The following is a 12282-nucleotide window of genomic DNA, read 5'->3' on the forward strand; positions in this document are numbered from 1 at the left end:
CTCGCGCTTGAGTGCATAGTGCTCACAAAATTGACAGTGATTACAGAAAAACGGGGCTGTTTCGCAGCCCGGCGCGAGCAAGCTCGCTCGCCACACTAGGAGGGTGTATGGCTGTGGGATGGCGGCGGGCGTTGGTCATAGGGTTGCTGACCCTGAGTTCGCCCGCGTGGGCGGCGGGGAAGAAAGTCGATCTGGATTATCACGTGCGCCTGTTGCCGCAAAGTGATCAGGCCGAGGTACGGCTGACGCTGGCCCAGGGCTCGGCGGTACGCAGCCTGGACTTCGACCTCGGCGATGGCAGCCACTACAGCGATTTCAAGGCCGACGGCCAATGGCAGCTCACCCCTGGCAAACAGGCCCGTGGTGTCTGGCGCCCGGCCGCCGACAAGGCCAGCCTGACCTACCGCGTACGCATCAGCCATGGGCGTAAGAGTGGCAGCTTCGACACGCGCATGACCCCCACCTGGGCATTGATGCGTGGCGACGATCTGGTGCCTGCCGCCAAACTCGATCAGCAGGATGGCATCGAGCTGATTTCGCGCCTTGAATTCGAATTGCCCAGCGGCTGGAAAAGCGTTGAAACCGCCTGGCCGCGGATCGGCAAGAACAAGTTCCGCATCGACAACGTGTCGCGACTGTTTGACCGGCCGACCGGCTGGATGCTCGCCGGGCACCTTGGCAGTCGTCGCACCCGACTGGGTGAAACCGAAGTCACCGTGGCCTCGCCCCGGGGCCAGGGCATGCGCCGCATGGATGTGCTGACGCTGCTGACCTTTGTCTGGCCGCAAGTGCAAGCCGTGTTCCCTCGTCATCCCGCCAAACTGCTGATTGTCGGCGCCAACGATCCGATGTGGCGCGGCAGCCTGGCGGCGCACGAGTCGATCTACCTGAACAGCCGCCTGCCACTGGTCAGCGAAAGCGGCACCAGTGCCTTGGTGCGTGAGTTGGCCCAGGTCTTCGGACGGATCAACGATACGCAGCGCAGTGACTGGATCAGCGAAGGGTTTGCCGAGTATTACGCCATCGAGCTGATACGCCGTGCCGGTGGCATGAGTGACGAGCGGTATCAGAGCCTGCAGGAGCGGTTGAGCAAGAACAGTCAGAACGTCAGCACTTTGCGTGGTGAACAGCTCAGCCCGGCGCAGGTTTCAAAGGCGGTGGTGCTGCTACAGGAACTGGATCGCGAAATCCGCCTGAAGACACGCAACAAGCGTTCGCTGGATGATGTGTTGCGCGGGGCGATGCGCTTGCAGAGCGTTGACACCAAGGCGTTCGTGCAGCTCAGCGAGAGCGTGCTGGGCGAGTCTTCCAAAGTACTGGATACCGCGCTGATCCAGTAAATCCGCCATCGCTGGCAAGCCAGCTCCTGCATCGGATTCTTGTCAGTCACACCCCTTGTGAGCGAAACCGATCAACTGTTGGAGCTGGCTTGCCAGCGAAGCGGCCATAAGCCTCACCGCCTGTCTCGGATCAAACCCCGGTTTTCGGCGACTTCAAGGAGTCATTCCCGGTCACGGTCGCCGTTTTGGTCGCCGCTTCGGCATTCGCCTTCAGCCGACTCAAGTCCTCGCCAGCCCGCTGGATTTTTGCCCGTACGTTATCCATATCCTGACGGCTTTTTTCCAGCAGGCTTTTCGCCGAGCTATGGCCGGTGATGCCGCGAGCCAGGGCAACGCCGCCGATCGCCACTTGAATCAAACCGAAGATGCCGCCACGACGCAGGCCCTTGCCCACCATCACCACACCACCGGCCAGGGAACCGATGCGCTCCCAGCCCTGCACATTCTGCTCGGTGTTGGTCTGGAACGGGGTGGATTCGATACGCTCAACGCGTTTGAGTTCGCTCATGATCTGTCTCCAGGCAGGATCGGGAATGGATAGTTAAGCTGACTGCCGGGGCGGGCAGCTCGTTCCATCGGATGTACGACGATTCAGCGGAATTTTGGCCCCGAACGGGTGTTGAGCCCCTTGGCCATGCGGTCGTAGAGCACAACGTTGACCGTGGCGGCCAGGTTCATGCAACCGGTGGTCGGGATATAGACCACGTCTTCGCACCAGTCGCGAATCTCTTTATCCAGCGAGCCGTCTTCCGGACCGAAGATGTACAGCGCACGGTCCGGGTGCGTGTATTCGGGCAGCGGACGAGCGCCTTCCACCAATTCCACGGCGACGGGAACACAATTGAGGGGCAGGATTTTTTTCAGGTCGTCGATGCCGATCAGCGGGATGTCGTAGTGAACGCGCTTGGTATCGGTGACGAAGTCGGCGGCGCGCTCATAGCGCTTGCCGGTGTAGAACACCGACGCCACGCCATAACAGCCAGCGGCGCGCATCACCGAACCGACGTTCTCCGGTGATTTAGGGTTATACAAACCAATGCAGCTGTACCGTTTGTCTGCCACGAGCGAAGCGCCTTTCAGGAAAAAAGCGCGATTATACGGGGTTTGGCGGCAGGCCGCTGATTCGGCGACAGGCTCACTGCGTTGCCGGCATGAGCGCCTTGATCCTGTCCATCATGGCATTCCCGGCATTGTTGATCTGTTCGTACTGCGGGTTTTTGCTGGCTCCCGGGTCGGTATCGACGCCCGCCAGGATTTCGGCAAGATTATGGAAGTGACCGGTTTGTTTCCCCGTGTCTGTGGAGTCCTTGCTGCCATTGGCGTACTGATTCAATGCGTTCGCCAACGTTAGGTGTTGGGACAGCCACTGCGGCGTGTTCTTCTCTTCGGGGCTCATCTTATCGAGGAAGTTCAGCGCTGCCTTGGCCCGACCGACCGGGTCATTGGCGAAGGGGTCTTTCCAGTATTTCTTTTGATCGTCCGGGCCGCTGAAATAGCCTGACGCCAGTCGAGCCTGTTGCTGCATCAACGCTTTCGCTGCGTCCTGCTCGTCCTTCGAAAACTGTCCGCCCTGGTTCCTCGCGACGGCGTTGAGCGAGCGTCGATCCAGATCGCCCATCAGTGCATTGCGGTCTTCGGCGCTGCCGGTGTAGGGCATGTCGCCGGTCTTCATCTGCGCGTATTTCTGATCCATCCGTTTGCGAGCATCGATGGCCACTTCGTCAAAGGTTTTACCGGTTGAGCTGGAAACCGCGCCCGGCTGGGTGACACCCAGTACCAGGGCATCCGCATTCATGCCTGGGCGCACCGGAAAAAACGGCGCGTTGCCGGCAATCGAACCGCTGTAGTCGGCGGCTGTTTTAGAGAGGCTGAGCGAATCGTCGTTTTTGCTTTTACCGGCCGCCTGCTCGCTGTCACGGGCGATGGATCCGGCCTTCGCCTCGGTCGTGTTGTTGTAGGCCAGGATGGCGGTGCTATTGAAGGTAGAGGTCACATTCATAAAACGGGTCTGTCCATGTATGACGCGGTTCAGAGGCGACATGAGCAGTGCTCAATGTATTGAGGCTGATACATCGCAAGAACAGTGCCATCAGCGGATGATGGCCATGGAGAGGGCGGTTTGTAACGGTTTGGACACGTTACAGCCTGAGAGACGGGCAGGATGTTTTTGCCGGTAGCGGCAGATTGTCGCCGGCAGTTGGCAGGTTTTGCCGGGTTGTTGACACGATCCCGGCAGGAGCAAGCGATTCGCTCCTGCCGGTGATTTTCAATCTTCTTTTTTCATCAGGCCCGCCAGAGCGGCAAACGGGTTATGCGTGGCCTTGGCGATTTTCGGCGTGCTCAGCGAGCCTTCGTCGAAATACTGTTGGTCGGTGTAGCGCGAATGTTCGTTATCGTGGCAATACAGGCACAACAATTCCCAGTTCGAACCGTCCTGAGGGTTGTTGTCGTGGTTATGGTCGCGGTGGTGCACGGTCAGTTCGCTCAAGCGCTTGCCGGAGAATTCACGGGCGCAGCGGCCGCAGACGTGCGGGTACATCTTCAGGGCCTTGTCGCGGTAACCCATTTCCTTGTCGCGCTGGTTGTCGGCGAGGATGCGATCCAGCTTCGAGGTATTGGTCGGTGTGGACGAACTCATGGGTTCACCTTTGTAAAAGACTAATGACGGTTATGCAGCCAGTTTAGCTCAGCCCTTGAGCTTTTCGGCAATCCAGATGGTGTGCCGGGTGCCCTTGTTGCCATGGGCGAAGACTTGCACTTCCTCGGCCTTGAACCCGGCTTTTTTCAGTTTGTCGGAAAACTGCCGATCCGCGCTGGCCGACCAGACCGCCAGCACGCCTTTGGGCCGCAGAGCCTTGGCGCAGGCACTCAGGCCGCCGGCGGAGTACAGCCAGCTGTTGGCTTTCTGGGTCAGGCCTTCGGGACCATTATCGACATCGAGCATGATCGCATCGAAGCCCTGCGGTTCGGCTTGCAGCACTTTGGCCACGTCTTCCATGCGGATGACCGTGCGCGGGTCGAGCAGCGGGTTGCCGGACTTTTCGCCCAACGGCCCGCGATTCCACTCGACCACGCCGGGCACCAGTTCCGCGACCACCACTTCAGCGGTCTTGCCCAGATGCTTGAGCGCCGAGGCCAGGGTAAAACCCATGCCCAGGCCACCGATCAGCACCCGTGAATTCGGGCGTCCGGCGACCTTGCGGCAGGGGATTTCGGCCAGCGCATCCTCGGAGCCGTGCATGCGCGTGTTCATGAGTTGCCCGCCGTCACCCCCCTGGATCTTGATGACGAAATCCTCGCCGTACTCGAACAGGCACAGGGCTCCGCCATTTTCAGGGATTGGCGCGGTGTCGAGCAGAACGAAACGTTTCATGGGGCTCTCTTGAGAAGAATTGGCAAGACGGGGAGGGCAAACGGGCGCAGTTGGGAGTAGCCTGCACAGGACAACAAGGCCAACGGAGCCATTGATGAAGCGCACCATTCTAACGGTCATTGCCCTGGCCGCGCTCTCGATTACTGCAGTGCAGGCCCAACAGCAGCAAACCACTCCCGTCACGCCCGCGCCGCAGCCCGGCTCGCCGGGGACCGCGACGCCCACGCCCTATCCGCAAATCAGCCCCGCGCCCGTGCCGAAAGTCGGCCCCGGCAGCAGTGGTCCGCCTTTGGTGCCGATCGAGATGCCCAGCCCGCCGACCAAGGATCAGCCGGTGCCGGGGATTGAGCCCAACCCGCCGAAAGCCAAATCGCCCGGAGGTTAGACCTGCTGTAGAAGCAGTTGCCCGTCGGCCATGCGCAAGCGTTTGGAGAGCGAAACGGCGAGGGCGCGGATGATCTTGGCGGCGATTTTCGGCGCGTCGTTGAGCATCTTTTCCAGAGAGTCCTTGCCCAGGTTGAGCAACTGGCAGTTGCTCGCGGCCACGCAGCTGGCCGAGCGACGTTCGCCATCGAGCACGGCCATTTCGCCGAAGGAGCGGCCGCTGCGCAGGGTGGCGATGGTCACCCGTTGCCCGTCGCTGGTGGTTTTCTGTACCGCCACTTGTCCGGTATGGATGATGCACATGAAGCTGCCGGCGTCGCCTTCATGGAAAATTTCTTCGCCCTGGGCAATGGTGCTGATGCTGAAGTAGCCCGAGGCCGCGGCAAAGTCCGCTGGCAGCAGTTGGTTGAACAGGCCGCAATCCATCAGCCAGTCGCGGATTTCGTTGTTGAGCAAGGTCGGTTCTGACATGTCGTGCGGTCTTTTTTGTTGTGTCCAGGTTCGGATTTCCCCAATCTCCTGTGGCAGCGAGCAAGCTCGCTCCCACAGGGATCTATCGTTGTATCGGGCACGATGTGCTGGTCTTAAGACCGGTTCGTCGGGCCAGGTTCCTCAGGCAATCCCCAGAACCTTGAACAAAAATGCGTATTCGAGCGCTGCGTCACGCAATCCCTGGTATCGACCACTCATCCCGCCATGCCCGGCGCCCAGTTCGGTCTTGAGCAGCAGGGGGTTGGTGTCGGTTTTGGTCGCGCGCAACTTGGCCACCCACTTGGCCGCTTCCCAGTACTGCACACGGCTGTCGTTGTAGCCGGCGATCACCAGGGTCGCCGGATAGGCTTGCGCAGAGACGTTTTCGTACGGGGCGTAGGCCTTGATCCGATCATAGACGTCCGGTTCCTCAGGATTGCCCCATTCATCGTATTCAGTGACGGTCAGCGGCAGGTCCGGGTCGAGCATGGTGTTGAGCACGTCGACGAACGGCACTTCGGCAATCGCCGCGCCGAACAATTCCGGTCGCTGGTTGAGCACCGCACCGATCAGCAGGCCACCGGCGCTGCCACCGCTGATCGCCAGTTGCGCAGCGCTGGTGAAGCCATTGGCGATCAAATGTTCGGCGCAGGCGATGAAGTCGCTGAACGTGTTGTGTTTATGTTCCTGCTTGCCGGCGCGATACCAGGCTTCACCCAGTTCGCCACCGCCGCGCACGTGAGCGATGGCAAACGCCATGCCGCGATCGAGCAGGCTCAGGCGTGCGTGGGAGAACCACGGGTCGAGACTTTCGCCATAGGCACCGTAGCCGTACAAATACAGCGGCACCGGTTTGCCGAGCGCTTCGCGTTTGACCACCAGGCTGATCGGCACCTGCGTACCGTCCGGCGCGGTGGCCCACAGGCGTTGGCTGACATAGGCGTCGGCGTCGAACGGGCCGAGCACCGGGGTTTGCTTGAGGACTTTTTGATCGCCTGTGTTCAGTTCCAACTGGCGGATTTGCGCCGGACGGTTCAACGCTTCGTAGCGCAGCCGAATCCGCTCGCTGACGAACTCCAGGCTGTTTTGCACATGCAGGCTGTAGGCCGCGTCCGGCAGTTGCACCCGGTAGCTCGGCAGGTCTTGCGGGTGAACTTCGATGATCGGCAAGCCGCCTTCACGCAGGCTGAGCGTCATGGCCCCGGCATTCAGGCTCATGCCGTCGATCATCACGGTGTCGCTATGGGGAATCAGTATCTGCCAATCGGCTTCGTTCGGCGCCACACCACGGTCAATCGCCGTATACAACGCGAAGTTGATGCCATCGCGGTTGCTGCGGATGAACCAGGTCCATTGGCCATTGCGCGCGCCGTGGTCGACATCGTACTCGTGATCCTCGACCCGTGGCGCGATGCAGCTGAAGGCTTGTTGCGGCTGGTTGGCGTCCAGTACCCAGACTTCGCTGGTGGTCTTGCTGCCCAGGGACAGCAGCAATTGCTGCTCGGAACTCGAGCGGTAGCAATGCATGAAGAACCGGCCGTCCGGCTCATGAAACACTTCTTCGGCCGCCGTGCCGTCGAGGCGATAGCGGTACAGTTTGTGCGGACGATGGGTGTCGTCCAGTTCGCCGAAAAACAGGGTCAGGCTGTCGTTGGCCCAGGTCATGCTGCCGTCGCAGTTCTGGAACTCCAGTTCGCTGACGCGTCCGTCGGATAATTCCTTCACGAACAGCGTGTAAATCTCATCGCCTGTCGAGTCGATGCTGTAGGCCAGGCGCTGGTGGTCCGGGCTGATGCTGAACGCACCCAGGGAGAAAAAGCCGCCATTGGCCAACAAGTTCGGGTCAAGCAGCAGTTGTTCCCGGCTTTCATCGAGTTGCAGGCTGTCGTCGGCCGGTCGCGGGCAGCGATAGTGGCGGGCGTACTCGTCACCCGCCGTGGTGCGCGTGTAATACAGGTAAGGTCCCCACGGGGAGGGCAGGGACAGGTCGGTCTCGAGAATCCGGCCCTTGATCTCTTCGAACAGGGTTTCACGCAGCCCGGCCTGGTCGGCGGTTTGCGCCTCCTGATAGCTGTTTTCAGCCTTGAGGTAGTCGAGCACTGCATCGGTATCGCGCTCTTGCAGCCAGGCATACGGGTCGGAACCTTCGGCCTTGTGGGCAACCGGAGCGTCGTAAAGGGTGGCGGATAGCGGCATGGAGGGCTCTCGAACTGTATACGGAATGGGGTTTTGAACCTGTGGGGGCGAGTTTGCTCCGGGCGGCGTTCCGACGATAGCGTTCTGACAGTCAGTATGGATGCTGAATGTGCTGGCCTCATCGCGAGCAAGCTCGCACACAGGTACTGTCTCCCGAGCGGCTGCCATTGATGCAGCCTGACGGACGAAAAGTCGTTATCATAAGCGCCTCTTTGCCTGCCTTGCCATGGACACCATGACCGAGAACGACTATCTGATCGCTTGGGGCCTCTACGCCTTTGCCGCTTTGGGCTGCCTGTTGGTGTGGATGCGCATCACCCGCTGGATGTGGCGTTGGCTGCGTGAGCCGCTACGGCTGCTGGTGGCGGTGCTGCTGTTTTCCCCGACCATCATCGACCCTGTAAAGGAAAAGGTCGCCCCGGCCATCGCCATTACGGCCCTTGATCTGTTGTTCAAGGTCGGCAACAACGCGTGGCGGGCGATTTCCGATCTGTTCATGTACGGCATGATCGCGTTCGGCATTTACCTGGTGTTCGTGGCGATCCGCTTCCCGATCGAGCGTGCCTCCAATGCACGCAAGGAAAAGGCCGAAGCCGCCAAAGCCGCGGCGCTTGCCGAGGAGCCGGAAGAAGAACGCGCCTTCGGCGGCGCCGGCGACGATCGCTATGGGCGTCCCCCTGTGCCGAGCAATCCCCAGCGGATGCGGGTCGAACCCCGTCTGTAACGTCGCCCCTGGCCTGAAGCGAGAGTCCGAGCATGTGTGAGTTATTGGGCATGAGCGCCAATGTGCCGACCGATATCGTGTTCAGCTTTACCGGGCTGATGCAGCGTGGCGGCCGTACCGGTCCGCATCGCGACGGCTGGGGCATCGCCTTCTATGAAGGCCGGGGCTTGCGCTTGTTCCAGGACCCGGCGGCGAGCTGCGAATCGGAAGTCGCGAACCTGGTTCAGCGCTATCCGATCAAGAGCGAGGTGGTGATCGGGCACATCCGCCAGGCCAACGTCGGCAAGGTCTGCCTCTCCAATACCCATCCTTTCGTGCGCGAGCTGTGGGGCCGTAACTGGTGTTTTGCCCATAACGGCCAACTGGCGGACTTTCAACCGGGCGCCAGTTTCTATCGTCCGGTGGGCGATACCGACAGCGAAGCGGCGTTCTGCGATTTGCTCAACCGTGTTCGGGCGGCGTTCCCCGAGCCGGTCGAGGTCGAGGAACTGCTGCCCGACCTGGTGGCCGCGTGTGCCGAATACCGCAGCAAAGGCGTGTTCAACTGCCTGCTCAGCGACGGCGATTGGCTGTTCTGCTATTGCTCGACCAAATTGGCGCAGATCACCCGTCGTGCCCCGTTCGGCCCGGCGCGCCTGAAGGACGTCGACGTCATCGTCGACTTCCAGGCCGAAACCACCCCCAACGACGTGGTGACGGTGATCGCCACCGAACCCTTGACCGAAAACGAAACCTGGACCCGCTACGAACCGGGCCAATGGAGCCTGTGGCGACGCGGCGAATGCGTCAGCCAGGGCAGGACCGAATAAGGATTCTTCCCCATGTTGCTCAGTTATCTACGGCTGGTGTTGTTCGCGGCAGGCCTGTTGATCGGTGTCCAGGTGCCGGGGTTCATCAATGATTACGCCAAGCGGGTGGAGGCCCATCTGATTGAAGCTCAGGCCAGCCTGAGCGGCTTTCAGGGCACGGCCAATCAGTTCTTCAAGGGCGATATGCAGGCCCTGGTGGCCCATTATCGTGCCAGCGAAGACCCGATTTTCCGCAGCGACGCCGACAGCCTGAGCAACCTGCTGACCCGTCAGCTGGCGTTGGACAAGCAGTTCCAGGCGATGCAGGGCCCCTGGTACATCCGGTTCCTGCAAGTGGTACTGGCCGCCGATCCGGATATTCGCAAGGAAACCTGGAATGGCTACGGCTACCAGATCCTGTTGACGCCGGAAGCGATGATCTGGGGCATGAGCGGCGCGATGTTGCTGTCGTTCGGCCTGGAATGCCTGTTCCGACTGATTGACTGGGTGGTGCTGGGCGGCAAGCGCCTGCGCCAGAGTCGGCCGATCGAGGAACGGGATTTGCGCGGGTTGTAAACACGGCCTTTGTGGCGGGGAAGCAAGCGACCTCGCCACAAGATTTGTTAGACCGCCAATACGATGTAGCTTTCTCCCACCCTGCGCGCATACCCCTCCAGCACCTGCTGACACAACGCCACAATCTCTTCGACCCACTCCACCCCGACCCGCCACGACACCACCACCTGCAGGTTCGGCGGGCGCTGGTCGATGGCCAGCAAGGTCAATTCCCCGCGCGCCAGTTCCTCGGCCACCAGCACTGGCGGCAATGCACCAATCCCGAAACCATCGCGCAACAATCGGGTAATCGCCGATACCGAGTTAACGCAGTTGAGCCGTGGCGCCATGACGCCATTGGCCTGCATCAGCGCGAGCACTTCCTGGTGCGGATGAGAGTTTTTCGAGTAGGTGATGATCCGTTCATTCGCCAGATCGGCGACGCCTGAATACTCACGGTTATAGAGGGAATTACTGGCGACGATCCAGCCCATGGGATGGCTGGCCAGTTCCAGGCTGCGGACGCTTTCCTGGCGCAACAGGTCGGTTTGCAGGATCACATCGAGAAAGCCTGTTTGCAGCTGATCGCAGAGGTTCAGCGAGGTATCGGCCACCAGCTCGATCTCCACCAGTGGATAGTGATCGGTCATTTGGGCCACCAACGGGCTGAGCCAGGTGTGGATGACCGTGTCCATCACACCGATGCGCACGCGTCCGGCCTTGCTCGAACGGTTCTCGATCGACTGCCGCAACGCCTGCATGGTGTCCATCATCTGCTCGGCATAATCGAGCACCTTCAAGCCTTCCGGCGTCAGGCTCACGCCACGGGAATCTCGCAGAAACAGCTTTACCCCAAGCTCGCCTTCGAGCACGGCGATGCGGCTGGAGATTGACGCCTGGGTGGTGAAGAGTTTGTCGGCGGTCAGGCGAAAGCTCTTGAGTCGGGCGACCCAGACGAAGGTCTCGAGAAACTTCAGGTTCATGGGATTGGCTCGGGGGGATAAAGATTTCTTATGTCTAGGGCGGGTTTTTATTAGTTGGACGCCACAGGGCAAGCAGCCCAAAAATCGACGCATCCGGTTCCCACGATAGGCGTCGTCGGGGCTCAGAACAATACCAATAAAATCAGCGCGGAGATTTGCCATGAGTGCGCCAGACACCCCCTTCATCGCGAAAGCCACGGCGCGTCCGGGACCTTTCGATTGGTATCGCAACATCAATCAGCAAGAACGTCGCACCTTCTGGAGCTGCAAGATCGGCTATGGCCTGGACGGCATGGACACCCAGATGCTCAGCTTCGTGGTGCCGACCCTGATTGCCATGTGGGGCATCACCACCGGGCAGGCCGGGCTGATTCACACCAGCACCTTGATCGCTTCGGCCATCGGTGGATGGGTGGCCGGCATTCTCTCCGACCGCATCGGCCGCGTGCGTACCTTGCAATTGACGGTGTTGTGGTTTGCCTTCTTTACCTTCCTCTGCGGTTTTGCCCAGAACTACGAACAGCTGTTGATTGCTCGCACCCTGATGGGCTTCGGTTTCGGTGGTGAGTGGACGGCTGGCGCGGTCCTGATGGGTGAGGTCATCCGCGCCCAGGATCGCGGCAAGGCCGTCGGCATGGTGCAATCCGGCTGGGCGCTGGGTTGGGGGCTGACGGCAATCCTCTATGCGCTGCTGTTCTCGGTGTTGCCTGCCGAAGATGCCTGGCGTGCGCTGTTCATTCTTGGCATCGTGCCGGCGATTTTCGTGATCTTCGTCCGTCGTCTGGTCAAGGACCCGGAAATCTACCGCGAAGCCAAAGCCAGGCAGGAGCCGAGCAATCCGTCGAAGTTTTACGAGATCTTCGCTCCCGGCATGCTCTTCACCACGATTCGCGCTTCACTGCTGACCACCGGGGCGTTGGGTGGCTACTACGCGATCACGTCCTGGTTGCCGACCTTTCTAAAGAACGAACGCGGTTTGAGCGTACTCAATACGAGCGGTTATCTGGCGATGGTGATCGTCGGGTCCTACGTGGGGTACGTCATCAGTGCCTACTTGACCGACATCCTCGGCCGCAAAAAGAATTTCATCCTGTTCGCGGTCGGCTCCTTCACCATTGTGTTGCTCTACACCCAACTGCCGGTCAGCAACGGTGTGATGCTCTGGCTGGGCTTCCCGCTGGGTTTCTTTGCCTCAGGCATCTTCAGCGGCATGGGCGCGTTCCTGACCGAATTGTTCCCGACGCGGATTCGCGGTTCAGGCCAGGGCTTTTGCTACAACATCGGCCGGGCGCTGGCGGCGTTGTTCCCGCTGCTGATCGGTTTGCTCAGCCAGAAAGTGCCGCTGAGTGTGGGAATCGGCGCCTTCGCGGCGGTTTCCTACGGCGTGGTGATCCTCGCGGCCCTGAGTTTGCCGGAAACCCGTGGCAAGCAACTCGACGCCCGGTAACTGATAATCTGCGGGCCTGTC

General features: G+C 60.6%; 14 protein-coding genes. 6 read left to right on the top strand and 8 right to left on the bottom strand.

Annotated elements, in window-relative coordinates; genetic code table 11:
• The first annotated feature begins 107 nt into the window (after positions 1–107).
• Positions 108–1340: a hypothetical protein gene (locus F7R06_RS18920; protein WP_090317505.1), complete on the top strand. Its 1233-nt coding sequence runs from the start codon at positions 108–110 to the stop codon at positions 1338–1340.
• Positions 1341–1470: 130 nt separating this feature from the next.
• Here F7R06_RS18920 and F7R06_RS18925 read toward each other — a convergent pair whose 3' ends face one another.
• The 5 genes from F7R06_RS18925 to F7R06_RS18945 form a co-directional block, all read right to left on the bottom strand.
• Positions 1471–1848: a YgaP family membrane protein gene (locus F7R06_RS18925; protein WP_090317507.1), complete on the bottom strand. Its 378-nt coding sequence runs from the start codon at positions 1846–1848 to the stop codon at positions 1471–1473.
• An 83-nt stretch (positions 1849–1931) separates the two neighbouring features.
• Positions 1932–2402, bottom strand: a complete 471-nt coding sequence (locus tag F7R06_RS18930; protein WP_007911337.1) for an RNA methyltransferase — start codon at positions 2400–2402, stop codon at positions 1932–1934.
• Between the two features lie 73 nt (positions 2403–2475).
• Positions 2476–3339, bottom strand: coding sequence for a hypothetical protein (locus F7R06_RS18935; RefSeq protein ID WP_090317510.1), 864 nt, complete (start codon positions 3337–3339; stop codon positions 2476–2478).
• Between the two features lie 267 nt (positions 3340–3606).
• Positions 3607–3978, bottom strand: coding sequence for a YajD family HNH nuclease (locus F7R06_RS18940; protein WP_007898702.1), 372 nt, complete (start codon positions 3976–3978; stop codon positions 3607–3609).
• 48 nt (positions 3979–4026) lie between these two features.
• Positions 4027–4713, bottom strand: coding sequence for a spermidine synthase (locus F7R06_RS18945; protein WP_090317513.1), 687 nt, complete (start codon positions 4711–4713; stop codon positions 4027–4029).
• 94 nt (positions 4714–4807) lie between these two features.
• Between F7R06_RS18945 and F7R06_RS18950 the strand changes: the two genes are divergently transcribed.
• Positions 4808–5098, top strand: a complete 291-nt coding sequence (locus F7R06_RS18950) for a hypothetical protein (RefSeq protein WP_090317516.1) — start codon at positions 4808–4810, stop codon at positions 5096–5098.
• On the opposite strand, the gene F7R06_RS18955 is transcribed toward F7R06_RS18950, so the two are convergent.
• Both F7R06_RS18955 and F7R06_RS18960 read right to left on the bottom strand, forming a co-directional pair.
• Entirely contained in the window at positions 5095–5568 is a 474-nt protein-coding gene (locus F7R06_RS18955; protein WP_090317519.1) for a cyclic nucleotide-binding domain-containing protein, read from the bottom strand. The genes F7R06_RS18950 and F7R06_RS18955 overlap by 4 nt on opposite strands.
• Before the next feature lie 141 nt (positions 5569–5709).
• Positions 5710–7764, bottom strand: coding sequence for a S9 family peptidase (locus tag F7R06_RS18960; RefSeq protein ID WP_090317522.1), 2055 nt, complete (start codon positions 7762–7764; stop codon positions 5710–5712).
• Between the two features lie 226 nt (positions 7765–7990).
• Between F7R06_RS18960 and F7R06_RS18965 the strand changes: the two genes are divergently transcribed.
• Genes F7R06_RS18965 through F7R06_RS18975 form a run of 3 tightly spaced genes read left to right on the top strand, consistent with a single transcriptional unit; the run spans position 7991 to position 9852 of the window.
• The gene (locus F7R06_RS18965) at positions 7991–8488 is read left to right on the top strand and encodes an MFS transporter (RefSeq protein ID WP_090317524.1); all 498 of its coding nucleotides are present in this window, start codon (positions 7991–7993) and stop codon (positions 8486–8488) included.
• Positions 8489–8520: 32 nt separating this feature from the next.
• On the top strand, positions 8521–9297 hold the full coding sequence (locus F7R06_RS18970; RefSeq protein WP_090317527.1) for a class II glutamine amidotransferase: 777 nt from the start codon (positions 8521–8523) through the stop codon (positions 9295–9297).
• Positions 9298–9309: 12 nt separating this feature from the next.
• A complete protein-coding gene (locus F7R06_RS18975; protein ID WP_090317530.1) occupies positions 9310–9852 on the top strand; it encodes a DUF2937 family protein in 543 nt (180 codons plus the stop codon).
• Positions 9853–9899: 47 nt separating this feature from the next.
• Here F7R06_RS18975 and F7R06_RS18980 read toward each other — a convergent pair whose 3' ends face one another.
• Positions 9900–10814 (bottom strand): LysR family transcriptional regulator, encoded by a 915-nt coding sequence (locus F7R06_RS18980; protein ID WP_090317533.1) that lies wholly within the window; start codon positions 10812–10814, stop codon positions 9900–9902.
• 160 nt (positions 10815–10974) lie between these two features.
• Between F7R06_RS18980 and F7R06_RS18985 the strand changes: the two genes are divergently transcribed.
• A complete protein-coding gene (locus F7R06_RS18985; protein ID WP_090317536.1) occupies positions 10975–12261 on the top strand; it encodes an MFS transporter in 1287 nt (428 codons plus the stop codon).
• Positions 12262–12282: the final 21 nt, after the last annotated feature.

Source organism: Pseudomonas moorei, from assembly GCF_008801475.1.
Taxonomy (GTDB): Bacteria; Pseudomonadota; Gammaproteobacteria; order Pseudomonadales; family Pseudomonadaceae; genus Aquipseudomonas; species Aquipseudomonas moorei.

What these genes read in the sequence shown, in the direction of transcription:
- F7R06_RS18920 (WP_090317505.1), top strand. Translation starts at nt 108, where the DNA reads ATGGCTGTGGGATGGCGGCGGGCGTTGGTCATAGGGTTGCTGACCCTG.
- F7R06_RS18925 (WP_090317507.1), bottom strand. Translation starts at nt 1,848, where the DNA reads ATGAGCGAACTCAAACGCGTTGAGCGTATCGAATCCACCCCGTTCCAG.
- F7R06_RS18935 (WP_090317510.1), bottom strand. Translation starts at nt 3,339, where the DNA reads ATGAATGTGACCTCTACCTTCAATAGCACCGCCATCCTGGCCTACAAC.
- F7R06_RS18940 (WP_007898702.1), bottom strand. Translation starts at nt 3,978, where the DNA reads ATGAGTTCGTCCACACCGACCAATACCTCGAAGCTGGATCGCATCCTC.
- F7R06_RS18945 (WP_090317513.1), bottom strand. Translation starts at nt 4,713, where the DNA reads ATGAAACGTTTCGTTCTGCTCGACACCGCGCCAATCCCTGAAAATGGC.
- F7R06_RS18950 (WP_090317516.1), top strand. Translation starts at nt 4,808, where the DNA reads ATGAAGCGCACCATTCTAACGGTCATTGCCCTGGCCGCGCTCTCGATT.
- F7R06_RS18955 (WP_090317519.1), bottom strand. Translation starts at nt 5,568, where the DNA reads ATGTCAGAACCGACCTTGCTCAACAACGAAATCCGCGACTGGCTGATG.
- F7R06_RS18960 (WP_090317522.1), bottom strand. Translation starts at nt 7,764, where the DNA reads ATGCCGCTATCCGCCACCCTTTACGACGCTCCGGTTGCCCACAAGGCC.
- F7R06_RS18965 (WP_090317524.1), top strand. Translation starts at nt 7,991, where the DNA reads ATGGACACCATGACCGAGAACGACTATCTGATCGCTTGGGGCCTCTAC.
- F7R06_RS18970 (WP_090317527.1), top strand. Translation starts at nt 8,521, where the DNA reads ATGTGTGAGTTATTGGGCATGAGCGCCAATGTGCCGACCGATATCGTG.
- F7R06_RS18975 (WP_090317530.1), top strand. Translation starts at nt 9,310, where the DNA reads ATGTTGCTCAGTTATCTACGGCTGGTGTTGTTCGCGGCAGGCCTGTTG.
- F7R06_RS18980 (WP_090317533.1), bottom strand. Translation starts at nt 10,814, where the DNA reads ATGAACCTGAAGTTTCTCGAGACCTTCGTCTGGGTCGCCCGACTCAAG.
- F7R06_RS18985 (WP_090317536.1), top strand. Translation starts at nt 10,975, where the DNA reads ATGAGTGCGCCAGACACCCCCTTCATCGCGAAAGCCACGGCGCGTCCG.